The 20033-nt window shown below is 61.1% G+C and carries 22 protein-coding genes and 1 pseudogene; 12 read left to right on the top strand and 11 right to left on the bottom strand.

What is annotated here, in order from left to right; genetic code table 11:
• Window positions 1-62: 62 nt before the first annotated feature.
• The 4 genes from phrB to DM813_RS07565 form a co-directional block, all read right to left on the bottom strand.
• Window positions 63-1511 carry a deoxyribodipyrimidine photo-lyase gene (gene phrB, locus DM813_RS07580; protein ID WP_128322788.1) on the bottom strand — a complete coding sequence of 483 codons (1449 nt, stop codon included), beginning with the start codon at window positions 1509-1511 and terminating at the stop codon, window positions 63-65.
• A gap of 25 nt (window positions 1512-1536) precedes the next feature.
• The gene (locus DM813_RS07575) at window positions 1537-2433 is read right to left on the bottom strand and encodes a MerR family transcriptional regulator (protein WP_128322787.1); all 897 of its coding nucleotides are present in this window, start codon (window positions 2431-2433) and stop codon (window positions 1537-1539) included.
• Window positions 2423-3391, bottom strand: coding sequence for a YbgA family protein (locus DM813_RS07570; RefSeq protein WP_128322786.1), 969 nt, complete (start codon window positions 3389-3391; stop codon window positions 2423-2425). Before DM813_RS07570 ends, DM813_RS07575 begins: the two co-directional genes overlap by 11 nt.
• Before the next feature lie 139 nt (window positions 3392-3530).
• Complete coding sequence (locus DM813_RS07565) at window positions 3531-4517, bottom strand: NAD(P)/FAD-dependent oxidoreductase (protein WP_128322785.1); 987 nt, start codon at window positions 4515-4517, stop codon at window positions 3531-3533.
• Between the two features lie 185 nt (window positions 4518-4702).
• Here DM813_RS07565 and DM813_RS07560 point away from each other — a divergent pair, with 185 nt between their 5' ends.
• Complete coding sequence (locus tag DM813_RS07560; protein ID WP_128322784.1) at window positions 4703-5608, top strand: TIGR01777 family oxidoreductase; 906 nt, start codon at window positions 4703-4705, stop codon at window positions 5606-5608.
• Window positions 5609-5621: 13 nt separating this feature from the next.
• Entirely contained in the window at window positions 5622-6638 is a 1017-nt protein-coding gene (hemH, locus tag DM813_RS07555) for a ferrochelatase (RefSeq protein ID WP_128322783.1), read from the top strand.
• Window positions 6639-6760: 122 nt separating this feature from the next.
• On the opposite strand, the gene DM813_RS07550 is transcribed toward hemH, so the two are convergent.
• Together DM813_RS07550 and upp are read right to left on the bottom strand one after the other, a co-directional pair.
• Window positions 6761-8035 carry a uracil-xanthine permease family protein gene (locus tag DM813_RS07550; protein WP_128322782.1) on the bottom strand — a complete coding sequence of 425 codons (1275 nt, stop codon included), beginning with the start codon at window positions 8033-8035 and terminating at the stop codon, window positions 6761-6763.
• Window positions 8036-8037: 2 nt separating this feature from the next.
• Window positions 8038-8676 carry a uracil phosphoribosyltransferase gene (upp, locus tag DM813_RS07545; RefSeq protein ID WP_128322781.1) on the bottom strand — a complete coding sequence of 213 codons (639 nt, stop codon included), beginning with the start codon at window positions 8674-8676 and terminating at the stop codon, window positions 8038-8040.
• 163 nt (window positions 8677-8839) lie between these two features.
• Here upp and DM813_RS07540 point away from each other — a divergent pair, with 163 nt between their 5' ends.
• The 4 genes from DM813_RS07540 (at window position 8840) to DM813_RS07525 (ending at window position 10806) form a co-directional block, all read left to right on the top strand.
• Window positions 8840-9397, top strand: coding sequence for a hypoxanthine-guanine phosphoribosyltransferase (locus DM813_RS07540; RefSeq protein ID WP_128322780.1), 558 nt, complete (start codon window positions 8840-8842; stop codon window positions 9395-9397).
• Window positions 9398-9401: 4 nt separating this feature from the next.
• Window positions 9402-9875: a WbuC family cupin fold metalloprotein gene (locus DM813_RS07535; RefSeq protein ID WP_128322779.1), complete on the top strand. Its 474-nt coding sequence runs from the start codon at window positions 9402-9404 to the stop codon at window positions 9873-9875.
• Between the two features lie 105 nt (window positions 9876-9980).
• Window positions 9981-10448 (top strand): hypothetical protein, encoded by a 468-nt coding sequence (locus DM813_RS07530; protein ID WP_128322778.1) that lies wholly within the window; start codon window positions 9981-9983, stop codon window positions 10446-10448.
• 70 nt (window positions 10449-10518) lie between these two features.
• The gene (locus DM813_RS07525; RefSeq protein ID WP_128322777.1) at window positions 10519-10806 is read left to right on the top strand and encodes a PA4642 family protein; all 288 of its coding nucleotides are present in this window, start codon (window positions 10519-10521) and stop codon (window positions 10804-10806) included.
• Window positions 10807-10860: 54 nt separating this feature from the next.
• Here the strand turns inward: DM813_RS07525 and mqo are convergent, their stop codons facing one another.
• Entirely contained in the window at window positions 10861-12366 is a 1506-nt protein-coding gene (mqo, locus tag DM813_RS07520; RefSeq protein ID WP_128322776.1) for a malate dehydrogenase (quinone), read from the bottom strand.
• An 805-nt stretch (window positions 12367-13171) separates the two neighbouring features.
• On the opposite strand from mqo, the gene DM813_RS07515 reads away from it, so the two are divergent.
• The gene (locus DM813_RS07515; protein ID WP_128322775.1) at window positions 13172-13756 is read left to right on the top strand and encodes a YajG family lipoprotein; all 585 of its coding nucleotides are present in this window, start codon (window positions 13172-13174) and stop codon (window positions 13754-13756) included.
• Between the two features lie 70 nt (window positions 13757-13826).
• Here the strand turns inward: DM813_RS07515 and DM813_RS07510 are convergent, their stop codons facing one another.
• On the bottom strand, window positions 13827-14033 hold the full coding sequence (locus DM813_RS07510; protein ID WP_128322774.1) for a hypothetical protein: 207 nt from the start codon (window positions 14031-14033) through the stop codon (window positions 13827-13829).
• Window positions 14034-14195: 162 nt separating this feature from the next.
• Between DM813_RS07510 and DM813_RS07505 the strand changes: the two genes are divergently transcribed.
• A complete protein-coding gene (locus DM813_RS07505; protein ID WP_128322773.1) occupies window positions 14196-14456 on the top strand; it encodes a hypothetical protein in 261 nt (86 codons plus the stop codon).
• A 60-nt stretch (window positions 14457-14516) separates the two neighbouring features.
• Here the strand turns inward: DM813_RS07505 and DM813_RS07500 are convergent, their stop codons facing one another.
• Window positions 14517-15683 (bottom strand): 1-acyl-sn-glycerol-3-phosphate acyltransferase, encoded by a 1167-nt coding sequence (locus DM813_RS07500; protein WP_164897213.1) that lies wholly within the window; start codon window positions 15681-15683, stop codon window positions 14517-14519.
• A gap of 121 nt (window positions 15684-15804) precedes the next feature.
• Here DM813_RS07500 and DM813_RS07495 point away from each other — a divergent pair, with 121 nt between their 5' ends.
• Genes DM813_RS07495 through DM813_RS07485 form a run of 3 tightly spaced genes read left to right on the top strand, consistent with a single transcriptional unit; the run spans window position 15805 to window position 16884 of the window.
• Window positions 15805-15987, top strand: coding sequence for a CPXCG motif-containing cysteine-rich protein (locus DM813_RS07495; RefSeq protein WP_128322771.1), 183 nt, complete (start codon window positions 15805-15807; stop codon window positions 15985-15987).
• Complete coding sequence (locus DM813_RS07490) at window positions 15987-16247, top strand: putative signal transducing protein (protein ID WP_128322770.1); 261 nt, start codon at window positions 15987-15989, stop codon at window positions 16245-16247. The genes DM813_RS07495 and DM813_RS07490 overlap by 1 nt, the downstream gene beginning before the upstream one ends.
• Before the next feature lie 13 nt (window positions 16248-16260).
• Window positions 16261-16884, top strand: coding sequence for an SOS response-associated peptidase (locus DM813_RS07485; protein WP_128322769.1), 624 nt, complete (start codon window positions 16261-16263; stop codon window positions 16882-16884).
• Between the two features lie 31 nt (window positions 16885-16915).
• On the opposite strand, the gene DM813_RS28965 is transcribed toward DM813_RS07485, so the two are convergent.
• Both DM813_RS28965 and DM813_RS28960 read right to left on the bottom strand, forming a co-directional pair.
• On the bottom strand, window positions 16916-17659 hold the full coding sequence (locus DM813_RS28965) for a methyl-accepting chemotaxis protein (RefSeq protein WP_431311934.1): 744 nt from the start codon (window positions 17657-17659) through the stop codon (window positions 16916-16918).
• 111 nt (window positions 17660-17770) lie between these two features.
• Window positions 17771-17965: pseudogene (locus DM813_RS28960) on the bottom strand (HAMP domain-containing protein); the annotation flags it as partial.
• A gap of 1246 nt (window positions 17966-19211) precedes the next feature.
• Here DM813_RS28960 and DM813_RS07475 point away from each other — a divergent pair.
• Entirely contained in the window at window positions 19212-20027 is an 816-nt protein-coding gene (locus tag DM813_RS07475; protein ID WP_128322767.1) for a M48 family metallopeptidase, read from the top strand.
• Window positions 20028-20033 lie beyond the last annotated feature (6 nt).

Below are 20033 nucleotides of genomic sequence, written 5' to 3'. Positions count from 1 at the left end.
GAGTTGGCCCTGCAGAGTGTGCAGGGCTGAGGTGACGTATTCGGGAGGCGCCAGTAATGGTGTCACTCGTCAACGTCAGCCCCCTGAAACTGCCGTGTGGATAAGTTCTTGAAGGCACTCAAGGCACGTTGGCGGCTACTGCCGAGATCCACTATGGGTGGAGGGTAATCATTATTGGCAAACAGCCCGCCCGAAGGCGTCGGGCTGTGAATGTTTTTTTCATCGGCCCAGTCCAGTTCGGGTATCCATTGTTTGATAAAGCGGCCCTTGCTGTCGAAGCGCTGCGACTGGCTGATCGGGTTGAAAATCCGGAAATAGGGCGCCGCATCGGTTCCGGTTGAAGCGCTCCACTGCCAGCCGCCGTTGTTGGCGGCCAGGTCGCCGTCGATCAGGTGACGCATGAAGAAACGCTCGCCTTCACGCCAGTCGATCAGCAGGTTCTTGGTCAGGAACATCGCCACCACCATGCGCAAGCGGTTGTGCATCCAGCCGGTGGCAAGTAGCTGGCGCATGGCGGCATCGATGATCGGAATGCCTGTGCGGCCTTCCTGCCAGGCTTTCAAATCTTCCGGGGCGTGGCGCCAGGGCAGGGCCTCGGTCTCCTGGCGGAATGCGCGGTGGCGCGATACGCGTGGATAACCGTTGAGGATGTGCTTGTAGAAATCGCGCCAGAGCAGCTCATTGATCCAGGTCACCAGGCCGCTGTTGCCACTGTCGAACTCACCCTGGTTGTAGGCCAGCGCCCGGAGCAGGCATTGGCGAGGAGAAATTACTCCCGCTGCGAGGTAGGGGGACAGCTGGCTGGTGCCGGCGATGGCAGGAAAATCCCGCTGCAGCTGGTAATCCTCTGCCGCTTCATCGACAAACCGAGCCAGGCGTTCATGGGCCTGGGCTTCACCGGCAGGCCAAAGCGCGCGCAGGCTGGTCGGTGGCGGTTCGAAGCCTGCTACCCGGGAGGGCACGGCATCGCTGCCGATCGACAGGGGCGACTGCGCCGCGATCGCCGGCTGAAGGTTGGGCAGGCCCAGGTGCAAGCGTTCGTAACACACCTTGCGAAACTGGGTGAACACCTGGAAGTAACCGCCGCTGCGGGTCAGAATGCTGCCGGGTTTGAACAGCAGCTGGTCAAAGTGACGGTGCACCGCAATGCCCGCGCTGTTCAGTACTTGCTCCACAGCTTGATCCCGGCTGCTTTCGTTGACGCCGTACTCTTCATTCAGGTGCAGCGCCTGAACCTGATGTTCCTGAGAGATTTTCAGTAGCACCGCCGGGGCTTGGTCCCAGGTGTCGGCCTGGCGCACGAGCAAGGGGATGTTCAGTGCAGCAAGGCGCTCTTTCAGAGCGGCCAGGTTGCGCAACCAGAAATCGACTTTGCATGGAGCATCATCATGGTTGAGCCATTGCCGGGCACTGATCAGCCAGACGGCCACGGTTGGCCCCTGGGTGCAGGCGGCCGACAGCGCAGTGTTATCGTCAATGCGCAGGTCGCTGCGCAGCCAGATCAGTTGCATGGTGTTTCCCGTTTAATGAGCGAGTTCAAGGCGCGCGGTCGCGTACCAGGTTCAGCTGATGCAACCCCTGCAGCACTTGCTGCGGCGTCTCAAAGAGGTGGAGTTCGGCCGGTGGCCACCCTTCAATAGTTTCCCGGTGGATACTGATGACACTGCCACTGAGCAGTATCGGTAGGTCGATGGCGGCCAGGCTGCGCTGCAGGTGGTGCAGGTCGACTGTGCGGCTGATGCTAATCAGCAAGGCCCGTGGCTGTATGCGCGCCACCGCGACGGCCAGTTCATTGACGGGTAGTACCCAGTCCAGCACCTCGACCGGTAAGCCGGCATCGCTCGCCAGCCAGGCGCATAGCCACAGGTGCGGGTCAAAGGCCAAGGGTGTGGCGTTCAGCAGCAGCAGGGGCGGGCCGCTGAACTGATGGTTGTTGTGGTAAGTACGGGCGCCAAGTTTGCTGCGGAGCCAGGAGTGGAAAAACACCTGTTCCAGGCGAGCGGCGAGCTGCCCTTGCCAGCGCACTTCCAGGGTGTTGAACAGCGGCATGAACAGGTGCTCGCACAAGGTCGCTACCGGGTAGAGCGATATGGCCTGATTCAACAACTGGTCGAGGCGACGCTGCGCCAGGTCGCTGATGGCTTCGAGCAACTGCTGACGCAGTCTTGTCCAGTCGCTACCGGAAGATGTCGCAGGTTCGCCGGGGGTGCTATCGAGCAACGCGCCGACCTGGCCAACCGCAACGCCGTGGTTCAGCCAGCGCAGAATCTGCCGGATACGTTCGATGTCTTCCTGACTGTAAAGCCGGTGCCCTTTGCCGGTGCGCTGCGGAACAACCAGGCCGTAGCGCCGTTCCCAGGCACGCAGGGTCACCGGGTTGACCCCGGTCAGTCGCGTCACCTCGCGGATCGGCAGCATTAGCTCAGATTGCATTGCGCAGGCTCAGGTTTTCCGGGTGCGGTTGCAGGTACACCTGCTGCAGCACGTAGGGGTCGGGATGGCTGCGCAAGTGATGCTTGAGCAACGTCAGCGGCACCACCAGTGGCACGATACCGGCGTGGTACTGGTTGATCAGGTGGCGGATTTCCTGGCGGTCCCCTTGGCTCAAGGTGTGGCGCAGATACCCACTCAAGTGCAGCAGTACATTGCTGTGGTTGCCGCGGCTGGCGCAGCGGCGCAAGGCCTGCATCAACTGGCTGAAATAGCGAGGGCCAAGGGTTTGCGGATCATCTTCGCGGGTCATGCTGCCCAGCAGTTTGCCCAGCGTCTTGTACTGCTGCGGATTGTTGGCCATCAATTGGTACTTGTAGCGGGCATGGAAGGCTACCAGTGCACCACGGCTCAGACCCTCGGCCTGAAGTTGCTGCCAGTCAGCGTAGGCATACACCCGGGTGATGAAATTCTCCCGCAGCACCGGGTCGCACAGTCGGCCGTCTTCCTCGACGGGCAGGTCCGGGCGTTGCTGGCAAAACGCAGCGGCATACAGGCCCCGGCCACCTTCGTGGGCCGGGTAGCCGTTAGCCTGGTAGACCTTGACCCGTTCAAGTCCGCAGGAGGGCGACTTGTGCATGAAGATGTAGCCGCAGATATCGCTGAGGTCAGTAGCCATCTGTTGCCCGTAGGCACGTAGCGGTCCGGAAAGATCCAGGCCCGGGTCGTGGCTTGCGACAGCGTGCGGATCAGCAGGGTCGCCTGTCAGCCGGATGGGCGCGCGTGGTATGCCGAGGCCGATGGCCACTTCCGGGCAGACCGGGACAAATTCGAAATACTGCTGCAGCACCTCGTTGCACAGGCGCGACGCTTTGTGGCCACCGTTGTAACGCACCTCGGCACCCATCAAGCAGGCGCTGATAGCGATTCTGGGTTTGCAGGCGGTGTGCGAAGCGTCCATGGAAGCGACCCTGATTAAAGTTGTACAAGGTTAAATAGTTGTACAACTTAATCGTAGGGCTGATCTTGTACATTGGCAATAATTTTGTACAAGTGTTGTGTGAGTCGCAGCGATGAAGGCGGCAGGTGTTTCCTGGCGGTCACTCCAAGTGTTCGAGCAGCCGCCGCGCGGCTTCCTGGCCGCTGAGCCAGGCGCCTTCAACCCGGCCAGACAAACACCAGTCGCCACAGGCGTACAGGCCCAGGTCGGCATCGGCGAGCGCGCCCCATTCGTGATGGCTGGCCGGACGGGCGTACAGCCAGCGATGGGCCAGGGAGAAGTTCGGCGCCGGAACCACGCAACCGACCAGCTCGGCGAAGTCGCCCCAGAGTTGCTCGATCACCGCCTCCTTGCTCAGGTCGATGTGCTGCTTGCTCCAGCTGGAAGTGGCATGCAGCACCCAGGTATCCATGTGCGAGTCACGGCCAGGCTTGCTGCGATTGCGTGCCAGCCAGTCAAGCGAGCTGTCCTGCACGAAGCAGCCCTGCATCGGCGTCTCCAGTGGGGTGTCGAAGGCCAGTGCAATGGCCCACGTAGGGTCCATTTGCACGCTGGCGGCAGTGGCGGCAAGTTTCGGTGTGGCGGCCAGCAGCTGCGCAGCCTGGGGCGCAGGTACGGCCACGACCACGCGACTGTAGGGGCCATGGCTGCAACCGTCGGTATCCTGCAGGTGCCAGAAGTGCTGGCCACGGTAGACTTCGGCGATACGGCAACTGAAGTTGACTGTTACATCTTTGAGCAGGCCGCGGGTGATGGCGCTCATGCGCGGTACGCCAACCCAGCGGGTTTGCTCATCCGGGGAAGGGCTGAGAATGCCGTTCTGATAGTTGTACAGCTGAGGCTTCCATTCGGCGACCCATCCCGCCGTGACCCATTGCTGCACCTGATCGACAAAGCGTCGGTCGCGCGCGGTGAAGTACTGCGCACCGAGGTCCAGGGCTCCCGCATCGCTGCGTTTGCTGGCCATGCGTCCCCCGCTACCATGGCCCTTGTCGAACAGGTGCACAGTCTGCCCGGCTTTTTGCAGTGCCTGGGCGGCAGACAGTCCGGCAATACCGGCACCGATGATGGCAATAGGTACGGTCATGATGGCCTCTTCGAACCTTATGGTTGCAGACTACGCTGCCGGGCAAACCTGTACAACTTGCTTCTTATGTATAAGATGATTCCGTTCAGTGTTTCAGGTTGACCTATGTTTATCCGAGGGTGTTCGGTCAAAAAAGTGCCTTGATCTTAAAAATAGACCAGGCCGCGCCATGTGAGGACACAGCCATGCATATATTGCTGACCGGCGGTACGGGATTGATAGGCCAACAGCTGTGTCAGCACTGGTTGGCGCAAGGGCATCGCTTGACGGTCTGGAGTCGTCGACCTGAACAAGTGCCGAAATTGTGCGGTGTCGGTGTTCAAGGCATCGGCCAGCTTGAGGCTTTGAGCGACGATGATCCGGTGGACGCAGTGATCAATCTGGCCGGCGCACCGATCGCCGATCGCCCCTGGAGTACACGGCGTCGCGCGGTGCTGTGGGCGAGCCGTATCACCCTCACCGAGCAGTTGCTGGCCTGGCTGGAGCAGCGGCAACAGCGTCCTGAAGTGCTGATTTCCGGTTCTGCGGTCGGCTGGTATGGCGATGCCGGCGAGCGTGAACTTACCGAGGCTTCACAGCCGGTCAAAGAGGACTTTGCCAGTCAGCTGTGTATCGCCTGGGAGGAGACTGCCCAGCGTGCCCAGGCCCTGGGCATTCGCGTGGTGCTGGTTCGCACTGGCCTGGTGCTTTCCAGTGAGGGCGGCTTTTTGTCACGCCTGCGTTTGCCCTTCAAGCTTGGGCTTGGCGGGCCTATCGGCGATGGTCGGCAGTGGATGCCGTGGATTCATATTCACGACCAGATCGCGTTGATTGATTTTCTCTTGCAGCACAAGGATGCCAGCGGTCCTTATAATGCCTGCGCCCCCGAGCCTGTGCGCAACCGTGAGTTCGCCAGGCGGCTGGGTCGCACCTTGCATCGCCCGGCCTTCATGCCCTTGCCGGCTTTGGTGTTGAAGGCCGGGCTGGGCGAGCTGTCGACCCTGTTGCTGGGCGGGCAGCGTGCACGACCGGTGCGTTTGCTTGCTGCAGGTTTCACCTTTCGCTTCAATGATCTGCAATCGGCGCTGGACGAGTTGTCCAGGCGCCTCTGAAATAGGACGTTGCATGACCGATCACGCTCTGCTGCTGGTCAACCTGGGATCGCCGGCCTCCACTTCGGTGGCCGATGTACGCCGTTACCTCAATCAGTTTCTGATGGACCCGTATGTCATCGACCTGCCGTGGCCGGTTCGACGTCTGTTGGTCTCGCTGATCCTGATCAAGCGCCCGGAGCAATCGGCCCATGCCTATGCGTCGATCTGGTGGGATGACGGCTCGCCGCTGGTGGTCCTTACGCGTCGTTTGCAGGCTGCCATGCGTGAACACTGGACGCATGGTCCGGTAGAAATCGCCATGCGTTATGGCGAGCCTTCTCTGCCGACGGTTTTGCAGCGCCTCGCTGCACAAGGTGTGCGCAAGGTGACCCTGGCACCGCTTTATCCGCAGTTTGCCGATAGCACCGTGACAACGGTGGTCGAGCAGGCCAGGCAGGTGATTGCCGGGCAGCAGCTGCCGCTGGACCTGGCAGTGTTGCAGCCCTTCTACGATCAGCCAGCCTACATTGATGCCCTGGTGGAAAGCGCCCGGCCGTACCTTGAGCAGGATTACGACCATTTGCTGATGAGCTTCCATGGCTTGCCGGAGCGGCACCTGAAAAAGCTCGATCCCACCGGCAGCCATGACTTCCAGGCCGAAGATTGCTGCAAGGACGCCTCGCCCGAGATGCTTGCGGTGTGTTATCGCGGGCAATGCCTGCGTACCGCCCAGGCATTTGCGCGGCAGTTGGGTATTGCCGATGGCAAGTGGTCGGTATCGTTCCAGTCACGTCTGGGCAAAGCCAAGTGGATTGAGCCCTACACCGAGACGCGTCTGGACGAGTTGGGTAAGGCGGGCGTGAAGAAGCTGCTGGTCATGTGCCCGGCATTTGTCGCCGACTGTATCGAGACGCTTGAGGAGATCGGCGACCGTGGCCGCGAACAGTTCATTGCGGCGGGCGGGGAGGAGTTGCTGCTGGTGCCGTGTCTGAATGACCACCCGCAATGGGCGCAGGCGTTGGCCGGGATGTGTGAAAAAGCGCAGTAAGCGCGTTCTTGTAGGAGCGGATTTATCCGCGATGGACGACAGCGTCGTCCCAACTCCGCATAAGGCCGCTAACGCAGCCTTTTGCGGCGGTCCGGCGTCCCGGTAAATCCGCTCCTACACGATCAAGGCTGCTGATCGTCGAGTGCTTTCTTCTTCCAGCCGTCGTTGCCTGGCAGCAGCAGGTTCAGCGCAATGGCAACCACGGCACACAGGGCGATGCCCTTCAGGCCCCAATCGTCCGGGCCGGTACCACTGCCGACCAGCACACCGCCGATACCGAACACCAGCGTGACCGACACGATCACCAGGTTGCGGGCTTCGCTCAGGTCGATCTTGTGGCGGATCATGGTGTTCATCCCCACCGCTGCAATCGAGCCGAACAACAGGCAGAGGATCCCGCCCATTACCGGTACCGGGATGCTTTGCAGCAGGGCGCCGAACTTGCCGATGAACGCCAGGGTGATGGCAAAGATTGCCGCCCAGGTCATGATCTTCGGGTTGTAGTTCTTGGTCAGCATCACCGCGCCGGTTACTTCTGCGTAGGTGGTGTTGGGCGGGCCGCCAAACAGGCCGGCGGTGGTGGTGGCGATGCCATCCCCGAGCAAGGTGCGGTGCAGGCCAGGCTTTTTCAGGTAGTCGCGACCGGTCACGCTGCCCACGGCGATGACGCCGCCGATGTGCTCAATGGCCGGGGCCAGGGCAACCGGCACAATGAACAGGATCGCTTGCCAGTTGAACGCCGGTGCCGTGAAGTGCGGCAGGGCCAGCCAGGGCGCGGCGGCGATTTTCGCGGTATCGACCACACCGAAGTAGAATGACAGGCCAAAACCCACCAGCACGCCAGCAATAATCGGCACCAGGCGGAAGATGCCTTTGCCGAACACGGCGACAATCAGGGTGGTCAGCAGCGCGGGCATGGAAATCATCATCGCGGTGCCGTACGGTAACAGCTCGGTGCCGTCGCCGGCCTTGCCCATGGCCATGTTGGCCGCAATCGGTGCCATGGCCAGGCCAATCGAGATGATCACCGGGCCGATCACCACTGGCGGCAGCAGGCGGTCGATGAAACCGGTGCCTTTGATTTTTACCGCAAGCCCCAGGAAGGTGTAGACGAAACCGGCGGCCATTACCCCGCCCATGGTTTCGGCCAGCCCGAACTGGCCCTTGGCAAGAATGATCGGGGTGATGAAGGCAAAACTCGAAGCGAGGAACACCGGTACCTGACGGCCGGTGACTACCTGAAACAGCAGAGTTCCCAAACCTGCGGTAAACAGCGCGACATTCGGGTCGAGGCCGGTAATCAGCGGCATCAGCACCAGTGCGCCAAACGCCACGAAGAGCATTTGCGCACCGGAGACGACCTGGCGCCAGAGCGGGTCGTTGAACTCATCCTGCATGGTCAGGCGTCCTTCTGCTTGGTACCGAAGATTTTGTCGCCGGCATCGCCCAGGCCCGGAATGATGTAACCGTGTTCGTTCAGGCGTTCATCGATCGAGGCGGTGTAGATCTTCACGTCCGGGTGGGCTTTCTCGACCACGGCAATGCCTTCCGGCGCGGCGACCAGCACCATGGCGCGGATGTCTTTGCAGCCGGCTTTCTTCAGCAGGTCGATGGTGGCGACCATCGAGCCACCGGTGGCCAGCATCGGGTCGATGATCAGCGCCAGGCGCTCGTCGATTTCCGGGGCGAGCTTTTCCAGGTAAGTATGAGCTTCGAGGGTTTCCTCGTTACGGGCAACACCGACGGCGCTGACCTTGGCACCTGGAATCAGGCTGAGCACGCCGTCGAGCATGCCGATGCCGGCACGCAGGATCGGTACTACAGTAATCTTCTTGCCGGCGATTTTCTCGACCTGGACTTTGCCGCACCAGCCTTCAATTTCGTAGCTCTCCAGAGGCAGGTCCTGGGTGGCTTCATAGGTCAGAAGCGTGCCGACTTCCTGGGCGAGTTCGCGAAAATTCTTGGTGCTGATATCGGCACGGCGCATGAGGCCGAGCTTGTGACGGATCAGCGGGTGGCGGATCTCGAGGGTAGGCATAGCGGAAGGCTCCGGGGCGGGCAAAAAAACCGCGCTAGATTAATCTATTCAGCGGCGTGTGTCCTATAGGCATTCTGGACGTTAGTCCATAAATGCTTGATCTGGCGTCGCTGGATGCGTACCTTTGCCCGCTTTTCTTAAATGCTGCCCCCTGGAGAGCGCCATGTCCGCTGATCTCGAGCATATCCGTCAAGTCATGCGAGAGGCTGACTGCCTGTACAACGAAGCCGAAGTTGAGGCCGCCATCGCTCGCGTTGGCGCACAGATCAGCGACGTTCTCGCCGAGAGCAACCCGGTGGTGTTCTGTGTGATGAACGGTGGTCTGATCTTCGCGGGCAAGCTGCTTACGCACCTGCAGTTCCCGCTGGAAGCGTCGTACCTGCACGCTACCCGCTACCGCAATCAGACCAGCGGTGGTGACCTGTTCTGGAAGGCCAAGCCTGAAGTTTCGTTCATCGACCGTGACGTGCTGATCATTGACGACATCCTCGACGAAGGGCACACCCTGAGCGCGATCGTCGACTTCTGTACGCACGCCGGCGCTCGCGCTGTACACACGGCCGTACTGATCGACAAGGATCACGACCGCAAGGCCAGCGCCGACCTCAAGGCCGACTTCTGCGGGCTGAGCTGTGTTGACCGTTATGTCTTCGGTTACGGTATGGACTACAAGGGCTACTGGCGCAATGCCAACGGCATCTTCGCCGTCAAAGGGCTCTGAAGTCATGCGCCAGCCCGGATTTCTCGATCAGTCGCTGTTTTCCGAGCTGGCGGCCAAGGCGGCAGCCAGCCCGCGCGGGCGACAGAATCATAACTTTCATGACATGGAAGAGCCCTGCCACCGTATGGCGTTGGGCATGCAGCCTTGCACCTATGTGCCGCCACACCGGCACCTTGCGAGCGACAAGGCCGAATGCCTGATCGTGCTCAAGGGGAGCTTGGGCCTGCTGATCTTCGATGAGCAGGGGCAGGTGGTCGACAAGCGCTTGCTGACAGCCGGTGGCGACTGCCTGGGGGCGGACCTTGCGCCGGGTATCTTTCATGCTGTGGTGGTGCTGGAAGCGGACACCATCATGTTTGAATGCAAGGCTGGCCCGTATCGCCCGGTAGATGAGGGTGAGTACGCCAGCTGGGCACCGCGCGAGGGCGAGCCGGGCATGGCTGAGTATCATGCCTGGATGCGCGCGCAATTCGACTGAATGCTCCTGTCGCTGACAGGCCGGCGCCCCGGCTATCGGTGCCTGGCCTGGCTGGCGCTGCCGCCATCTCATGCTAGAGTGCCGGGCCGACACAAGGAGCCTGTCATGCGCGCACTTCTTCCCCTGTTACTGGTCCTCAGCCTGCCCGTTTCTGCGGCGCCGCTGCACAGTCAGTTCCTTCCGCCCGACGACCTGGCCCTGCGTCAGGAAACCCCGGAATCCCAGCAGTTGCTGCAAGTCACCGATTATTCGGTGGTGGTCGGCAACCAGCGCCAGTCCAACCAGCAGCCCATTCCGGTCACCTCGCCGTTGATCCTGCGTCTTAAAGGCAAGCCACTGAGCAAAGGCGCGACGGTGAGTCAGGTGCTGATCAGTTTTGATGCCGAGAGCAAGAGCCTGAAAAAACCGGTGTTCGATGACAAGCGCAAGGTCCTGAACCTGAACTATCCCCTGAGCCAGTACCGGGTGATTCTTGATCTGCTGCGCAGTGATACCGTTTATGTGCAGTTCCTGACCTATGCCAACGGCCATATCTGGGCGGATTTGCACACCGGGACTATACGCGCGCGTTGAGCGCCAGTGCCGGGCAGGGGTAAACTGCCGGCCCGTGAAAATGTCCGTGATGGTTCAGTTGGAGTCGGCAATGCGTAAAGACAAAAAGCAAGTGATTGGGGATGAGATCAGCGACGAGTACGTCAAATCCTTCCTGCAGTTCGAACCGGCGGATGCCACGTCCCCTTCGCTGCACAAACTGATCAAGGCCTATCGCGGCCTGCGCATCGACGACTTCGAGCGTTTTGTCGGTTTCTTCGTCGAAGCTGGACTGGACGTGGACGGCAAGGACGAGCACGGCAAGACCTTTGTTGACCTGATCCGCGATCAGCGCAACGCCGCCGAGTACATCGAGATCATCGACAAGGCCCGCGGCTGAATTTACAGCGCCCATAAAAAAACGCCCCGAGGGGCGTTTTTTTATGCCAGTGCGTTACGCGTAGCTTTGCGCCGGGCTGCTTTCGACCAGGCCCAGGGCCTCGTCGTTGTGCGCGCTGATCTTGTGGTACAGGGCAGCGTCGGCGGCCAGAACCTTCTCCCGGGCCGGGAAAATTTCCTTGAGCTTGCCAGCCCAGGCGCCTTTGGTCTTCTCGGGGAAGCAACGCTCGATCAGTTCCAGCATGATCGAAACGGTCACCGAGGCACCCGGGGAGGCGCCCAGCAAGGCGGCCAGGCTGCCGTCTTTGGATGCGACCAGTTCGGTACCGAACTGCAGCACGCCACCTTTTTTCGGGTCTTTCTTGATGATCTGCACGCGTTGGCCAGCCACTTCCAGGCGCCAGTCTTCGGCTTTCGCCTCAGGGTAGAAGCGGCGCAGGGAATCCAGGCGTTGTTCCATCGACTGCATCACTTCGCTGACCAGGTATTTGGTCAGGTCCATGTTGTCGCGCGCCACGGCAAGCATCGGGCCGATGTTGCTCATGCGCACCGACAGCGGCAGGTCCATGAACGAGCCATGCTTGAGGAACTTGGTGGTAAAGCCGGCATACGGGCCGAACAGCAGCGAGGTCTTGCCGTCGACGACGCGGGTGTCCAGGTGTGGTACCGACATCGGTGGCGAACCCACCGCGGCCTGGCTGTAGACCTTGGCCTGGTGCTTCTTGACCACTTCCGGGTTGTCGCAACGCAGCCACTGGCCGCTGACCGGGAAGCCGCCAAAGCCTTTGCTCTCTTCGATGCCCGACTGCTGCAGCAGCGGCAGGGCCGCGCCACCGGCGCCGAGGAACACGAAGCGGGCATCGACTTCACGGCTGTTGCCGCTGTTGACGTCCTTGATGCTGACGGTCCAGCCGCTGCCGTTGCGGCGCAGGCCGGTCACGCGCTTGCTGTACTTGACCTGGGCATCCGGCGCGTTGGCCAGGTGCTTGAGCAATTTGTTGGTCAGGGCGCCGAAGTTGACGTCGGTACCTTTCATGACGCGGGTGGCGGCGATCTTCTGGTCGGCAGGGCGACCCGGCATCATCAACGGCATCCACTCGTTCATCACCGATTTGTCTTCGGTGTATTCCATCTCGGCGAAGGCATGGTGCTGCTTGAGCAGCTCAAAGCGCTTCTTGAGGAAGTCGATACCCTTTTCACCTTCGACATAGCTCAGGTGCGGCACGGGGTTGATGAACGCCCGTGGCGAGCTGAAGGCGCCTTTTTTGCTCAGGTATGCCCAGAACTGCCGGGATACTTCGAACTGGGTGTTGATGTGCACCGCTTTCTTGATGTCGATGCTGCCGTCGGCGGCCTGCGGCGTGTAGTTCAGTTCACACAGCCCGGCATGGCCGGTCCCGGCGTTGTTCCACGGGTTGGAACTTTCCGCGGCACCCGAATCCATCAACTCGACGACTTCCAGCTTGATTGCCGGGTCGAGTTCCTTGAGCAGTACGGCCAGGGTGGCACTCATGATGCCTGCCCCTACCAGTACCACATCGACTGCTTCGTTCTGCGCCATTAACGCGTCTCCAAAATCTACAGCACCAAATTGACAGCATAGGATCCCTGGCTTGGCCGGGATCGCCATGTCCGATTCTTCGCAGTTTTTGCAACTTCAGCGGACACTGCCAACCGGGGCTTTGCGTTGCCTATGAACGCATTTTAAGGCCGGTGCGGCAATTCGACTTATGGTCAAGGTGTCCGTCGTGCGTTACGGACCGGCCTCAGGCACTCATCCTTGATGAGCGCTGTTGCCAGCTGTTCAGGGCTGTTCGGGACACTTTAGGTGCTTTTGCACATGCCAGACTGTTCATTGCTCGCCACACTCTCGTGAAGTTGTGAAAACCCGTTTTTTCACGCTCTTTTGGAGTCGTGAACCTCAAAATGGGCTGCGCGATGGCAAACCCGGCAGGTTCAGGCAGAGCAGAGCGCCGAATGATGCAGGCACACTGGCTGGTGCAAGACCTGTGTGGAAGGCTCTCTGTGGGCGGTGCGGAGGATGCCGATGATGAACATTGGCGGTGCTGCGAGGCCCGATCAGGAGACGTCCTTATAATCGGGGGGAGATTATAACGATGTCTCGGGCAGAAATGATCTTTATTAACGACTTTTATTGACGCAAGGTTCAAGCGCTCAGCCAACCCCGGCCCGCGTAGCGGCGTTTGGCCGCTCTGGAGGCGGTGTTACAGCAGGTTCATAAAGCATTGGCGGCCGCGAACCGGTCGCGTTGGCGATTGTCTCATTCACTAATGGCACGCCGATGGCTGGGCCGCGTCGTGCTGGTTATACTGGCGGCCTTTGCTGCCTATTCTGGAGAGATGAGCATGTTGCAACGTTTGTTGTTCGGTTTGATCGCGGTGACCAGTCTGACACTGGTCGGTTGTGCCCACAGCCCGCAACAACTCAGCCCGCAACCAAAACTCACCGCCCAGCTAGCGCCGGTCGGCCATGGCCAGCCGGTCGTGGTCCGTGTGGTTGATGGCCGTGCTTCGCAAACCCTGGGCACCCGTGGCGGCCTGTACCCGGAAACCAGCGCCATCACCGTGACCGGCAACGACATTCTGCCCAAGCTGCAGGCTCAGGCCGAAGCCGCAGTGCGCCTGCTGGGCTTTACCCCGACCCCTAACGCCTACAACGCCCCGCAGTTGACCGTGACCCTGGCCGAACTCAAGTACCAGTCGCCCAAAGAGGGCATGTACGTGACCGAGGCAACCATCGGTGCAACCTTCAAGGCCGATGTGTCCAACGCCAACCGTCGTTACAGCGGCCGTTATGGTGCGTCGCTGGACCAGCGTTTCGGCATGGCCCCCAACCAGGAAACCAATACCAAGCTGGTCAGCGATGTCCTCAGTGACGCCCTGACCCGTCTGTTCAAGGACCAGGCCATCGGCCAGATCCTCGGCGAATAAGCGCGCCGTTGCGCGTACGAAAAAGCCCGATGGCAGGGTGCTGCCATCGGGCTTTTTTGTGTGCGTGAGATCAGGCGGCTTCGCTGTAGAAATCCAGCACGCTGATGCCCGTGTGGCCGTCCACCTCAGGCAGGTCGTCGTGGGCGTGGCCGCCAAGGGCGCAGTACACCAGCCACTGGCGGTGTTGAACGTTGAAGGCCAGGCCGTCGATGAGTGCCTGCTGTTCATCGCTCTGGGCGATCAGGTAGAGGCGGTCCTGGTTTTCGGCGTGCAGCATGAACAAGCTCCCTGTTCGTTGCAAAGGCCGACAGGGTGGCGGATCGGGATGACGGTTGTATGACGCTGGTCGTCATTGGTCGAAAAGGGCAGGACTTGATGCAGGGCTTGGGTAGAATGCCCCGCGTTGCGAGTGTCGCCGTATGAATTCGAGGTGGTGTAAATGTCGTTGCAAATGCTCTGGGGGCTGATCGCTGCCCACCCGGCCAAGCTGATCAATCTGCTGGCGCTGGTGATTACCTGCCCTGGCGGCCTGCTGTTGCACAGCGCCCGGCGGCGTGAGGCGCAAGCCTTGGCCAATGTGCCAGGCGATGAGGCGGTGGTTGATGGCATGACCCTGCGCATCAACCGTTTCTACTATATCCTGGGCTTTGCCTTCCTGGGCCTGGCCTTGCTGCTGTCCTGGTTCAGTACCTGGGTCTGAACCTGCGAAAACTGCGCAAGCTTCTGAAGGGCGCTGGCGCAGCCTGCGATGCGGTTCAGCTCAGAGCGCCAGCCCCGCCTTGACCCGATACTGATTGCGTACCGGCGTCGCATATTGCTGCACCAGGTACGGGCGATGCTCGGCGGGGCAGGCATCCAGGCGGCGCTGCCATTCGGTTTGGGCACGGGCCAGTTCGTCGGCAGGGAACACCTTGGCAGCCGGCGGTACGTCGAGTGCCGGGTCGGCATCAGCCCACTGCGCATACGCCAGGTAATGCACCGGGAACAACCGGTAACCGCCGAGAATCTGCCGGTCGATCTCCGCGGCCAGCTGCTTGGTGTCTTCAAAAAACGCTGACACCGGCGGGGCAAAGTTGATGTGCACCCGTCCTTTGTAGCCGGTAATGCCCTGGGCGATGCTCAGGTCGTCCTCACCCGGTGCCTTGCTGTACGTGCCGGTGGTTGCGCGGATGTACAGCTCACGGGCCTTGGCCTGGTCGCAAGGGTCGTATTCGTAGCTGATCGACACCGGGCTCAGGTTCAGCGACTGGATCACCGAGCCGAACGGCTCATCCTTGCGGCTCATGTGGAACATTTTCAGGATCGCCGAATCGGTGCGATCGTCACCATCCTTGGCCCGGCCCTCGGCCTGGGCAATCCAGATCGACTGTCCGTCGTTGCGGATCGAATGGTTGATGTAGGCCGAAAGCAGCTGGTAAGCAGCGAGTTTTTCCCGGCGGCCGGTGATCGAGCGGTGCACGATGAAGCTCTTGTTCAAGCGCATCATGTCGCTGACGAACGGCTTTTGCAGGAGGTTGTCGCCAATGGCGATGCGTGGCGTCGGCAGGCCGGCGTGGTACACCGCATAGTTGACAAAGGCCGGGTCCATGACGATGTCACGGTGGTTGGCCAGAAACAGATAGGCCGTGCCGGACTTCAACAGCTCGACGCCGGTGTAGGTCACGCCGTCGGTCGCCCGCTCGATGGTGTGGTCGACGTAATATTCGACCTTGTCCTGCAGGGTCGACACACAGCTGACCCCGGCAAACTCCTTGCGCAGGCGGCGGGCGATCAGCGGCTTGAGCAACCAGCCAAAGGCGCCGGCCATGCGCGGGAAGCGAAAGTGGGTGAGGATATCGAGGAATGCCGGGTCGCTGAGCAAACGTGCCAGAACGGCAGGGACTTCAGCGTCGTCGTACGGTCGGATGGCATCGAATTCGCCCATCATGCTCTCTTGTTGGAAACGGCTAGGGTAATAGGTAGGGCCGGGGTCCGAAAAACGGCTCGAACACGCGCAGGTCCTGTAAATAGACCGGCAATTATACGCACAAGTCACTCTGGAGGCCGCGATGCTCGAAGCAGCTATCTATGATTGCCCTTATTGTGGCGAAGAGGTGGAGACGACCGTGGATCTCTCCGCAGGTGACCAGGAATACATCGAGGACTGCCAGGTGTGCTGCAAGCCGATCAGATTCGTGCTGCAGGTGCATGGCGACGAATGGATGCTGGATGTCTATGGCGAGAATGACTGATGCAGCGAATCTACGATCCGGAAAGCCTGCTTGAAGCCGAAATGCTCATCGGGATGCTCGACAGCGAAGGGGTCAGGGTTCATCTGGTCGGGCGTGACCTGATGGGCGCCATCGGCGATTTGCCGATGCAAGGCTTGCTGGGGCTGGCGGTGGCCGATGAACAGGCCGATTACGCACGCCAGCTGATCGCCGCGTACAATGCGGCCCAGCCACTGGCTGGCGACGAACCGGAGCATATTCCCGGAACTCTGATTTGCTAGGTCTCAATTGCCCATGTGTGGACGTTACGCGCTGTTTCGCTGGTCTCCCGCCTTTGCTGCATTGCCGGGTTTTCCGACCGACCAGCAAGCGCAATGGAATATTTCCCCCGGTAACTCGGTGCTTATCCAGCGTCGGGATGAAGCGGGCCAGGCGGAGCTGGCCCGGGCCCGCTGGGGGCTGACGCCGGCCTGGCTCACCGACCTGTCGCGAACGCCTGCTCACGCCCGCGCCGAAACCCTGGCTGAGCAACCGATGTTTCGCGAAGCGTTTCGTCTGCGCCGTTGCCTGATGCCGGCCAACGGTTTTTACGAGTGGCGCGGCACCGTGCGCAAGCGCCCGTACTGGCTGACGCCGGGGGAAGGCTCTTCGCTGTTCTTTGCGGCGATCTGGGAGGCTTACCCGGTGCAGGACCAGGTGTGGTTGAGCACCGCGGTGGTTACCCAGGCGGCAATGAATCAACGTCGGCCGCTAATTCTTGATGCTGCCGGGCAGGCGGCCTGGCTGGACCCTGAAACGCCGGTAGCACGTCTCTACGAGCTGCTTGCCAGTGCCCAGGCGCCGCTGCGTGAGCGTGTGCTGGCCAACTTCGTCAACGATCCCAAGCTCAATGGTCCGGAGTGCCTGACGCCGGCCTGACGCCGGCCTGAGGCCGGCGAGTTGCATGTCTTCAGACCCTGAACTGATTGATCAGCCGGCGCTGCTGCTCGGCCAGCTTGGTCAGCTCGGCACTGGCGTTACTCGACTCGTCAGCCCCGCCAGCCACTTCGTTGGCGACCTGGCCAATATTGATCACGTTGCGGTTGATGTCCTCGGCCACCGCGCTCTGCTCTTCGGCAGCGCTGGCAATCTGGGTGTTCATGTCATTGATCACCGAAACCGCCTGGGTGATGCTCTCCAGGGCCTCTGCAGCGCGCGCAGCCTGCTGCACGCTGATGTCGGTCTTGCCCTGGCTGTCTTCCATGACCCGCACCACATCGCGGGTGCCTTGTTGCAGTTGCTGGATCATCTGCTGAATTTCTTCAGTGGCTTGCTGGGTCTTTTGCGCCAGGTTGCGCACTTCATCGGCGACCACGGCAAAGCCGCGTCCCTGTTCACCGGCGCGCGCCGCCTCGATGGCGGCATTGAGCGCCAGCAGGTTGGTCTGCTCGGCGATGGCGCGGATGGCGGTGAGGATTGCGTTGATGTTTTCGCTGTCGCGGGCCAGGGTTTGCACGACACCCACGGCCCGGCCGATCTCTTGTGCCAGGGCACTGATCGAGTCCGACGTGGTGCGCACGATCTGCAGCCCTTGATGCGCGGCCTGGTCGGCGTTGCTGGCGGCTTGCGCGGCGTGGGTGGCATTGCGCGCCACGTCCTGGGCGGTGGCGGTCATTTCGTGCACGGCAGTGGCGACCAGGTCAATTTCGGCCATCTGCTTGTGCACGCCCTGGTTGGTGCGGATGGCGATGTCGGCGGTGTGCTCCGAGGAGTCGCTGACTTTCTGCACCGAGGCCACGACCTGGCTGATCATTGCCTGCAGCTTGGCCAGGAAAGTATTGAAGCCCTTGGCAATCGAGCCCAGTTCGTCGGCGCGGTCGCTGCTCAGACGGCGGGTCAGGTCGCCTTCGCCCTGGGCGATGTCGTCGAGCATGGTCACCATCTGGCGCAGTGGCCGGGCAATGCCGTGGGCCAGTAGCCAGATTACCAGCAGGCCAAGGGCGGCAATGCCCAGGCCCATCAGGGTCATGCCGGTAATGTCGGTACTGCGCTGCGCGCTGAGCTCATCCTGCAGGGTTTTTACATCAGCCATCACCGCGCTGATTGGCAGTTCCAGCAACAGGGTCCAGCGCGCGTCGGTATTGCCGATCTTGAACGGCAGGTACAACTCGATGCGGCCGGCGTCCTGGTTGACCTCATAGTGAAGGTTTTCGCCGCTCAGCTGGCTCAGGGTCGCCGCGACGCTGGCATCGAGGGCATCACTGGCTTTCTCGCCAAATTTACCGGGGTCTTTGGTGAATGCCACCAGGCGGCCGTTGCCGGAAACCAGCGCGAGTTCGCCAGCGCCGTCGTAGAGCTGTTTGTCAGCGGCGTTGAGCAGTTCCTGAATGAAGTTTACCGACAGGTCGGCACCGGCGATGCCCTGGAACTGGCCGTCGATCAGGATGGGTTCGACGAACGAGGCGAGCATGACCACTTTGTCGCCTACTTTATAGGGCGCCGGGTCAATCACGCAGGCCTTTCGGGAATCGCGCGAGCACAGGTAATACTCACTGGCGCGCACGCCGGTGGCGAGGAGGGTCTGGTCGTTGACGTCGACCAGTTTGTCCAGGCCCAGGCTGCCGTCATCGTTGCGAAACCACCACGGCAGGAAGCGCCCGGTGGTGCTGTCGATCCCGGTGATGGAGGTGCCAATGTAGCGGCTGTCATCATGGTCCAGGGCGCCTGCTTCCCAGCCCAGGTACGTGCCAAGGATCAACGGGTTGCTGATGGCAGTTTGTTTGAGCAGGGCAATCAGCTGTTCGCGTTCGATCTTCAACAGCGCTGCGCCGTTGGCGTCTTTCATGCCCAGCATGGCGTTGTTGGTGGCCAGCCCGCGGGCGATCAGCAAAGGCGCCTCCAGGCCGCGCTGGATTTCGCTAACCTGCGTGCGTGCCAGCGCCGTCAGGCGTTGCTGGATCAGGGCCTCGAATTGTTGCTGGGTGCGGGTCTGCACCAGCTCCTGAGTGCGCTGGCCGGAATACACCGCGTACAGCACCAGCGCGGCAACTATGCTTAAGACAATGGCACCGGCCAGGGCGGCGACGGAAAACTGGATCGACCTGAACTTCATGAAGGGCTCCACGCGCAAGAAAAGTCGTCTGCCTTGCGTTATCGGCCCTTGTCCGTCAAAGCATGAGCGCCGCCTGGAGAAATCTTCGCCGGGAATGTGGCGGGCGCAATCCAGTCGGCCTACGATACGCGGCATGTTCGAATGGAGTGTTTTCATGCGTAGGTTATTTGTATACGGCGCCCTGAGCGCCAGCGTACTGCTTGCTGGATGCCAGGCGGTGAACACCACCAGCGGCGGCGCCGTGGGTGTCGAGCGTAAGCAATACATGTTCAGCATGCTGTCGACCGATGAGGTCAACCAGATGTATGCGCAGTCATATCAGCAAACCCTCGGCGAAGCGTCGAGCAAGGGTGTGCTCGACAAGACCAGTGCAGAAGCCAAGCGGGTTCAGGTCATTGCCGACCGTCTGATCGCCCAGGCGCCGAAATTCCGTCCGGATGCGGCGCAGTGGAACTGGGAAGTGAACCTGATCAAGAGCGATGAGCTAAACGCCAACTGCGGGCCTGGCGGCAAGATCTTTTTCTATACCGGGCTGATCGACAAGCTCAAGTTGAGCGATGATGAAATCGCTGCGGTCATGGGCCATGAAATTGCTCACGCTTTGCGTGAACATGGCCGTGAAGCCATGTCCAAGGCCTACGGGATACAGATGGCCCGTCAGGGCGCTGGCGCCTTGTTGGGCCTGGGGCAGGACAGCCTGGCAATTGCCGACACGGTGGTGCAGTACAGCATGACCCTGCCCAACAGCCGTGCAAACGAGAACGAAGCCGACCTGATCGGCCTGGAGCTGGCGGCGCGAGCAGGTTACAACCCCAATGCCGCGATCACCCTGTGGGACAAGATGGCCGCGGCATCCGGTGGTTCGCAGCCCGAGTTCATGAGCACCCACCCGGCGTCTTCAAGCCGTCAGGCCGCGTTGCAGGCAGCGATTCCGAAAGTGATGCCGTTGTACGAGCAGGCGAAGAAGTAAACCTCG

This window comes from Pseudomonas alkylphenolica, from assembly GCF_004025535.1.
Lineage (GTDB): Bacteria > Pseudomonadota > Gammaproteobacteria > Pseudomonadales > Pseudomonadaceae > Aquipseudomonas > Aquipseudomonas alkylphenolica_A.
Note: the sequence above shows the minus strand (reverse complement) of the source record. Positions and strands in the feature narration are given on the sequence as shown.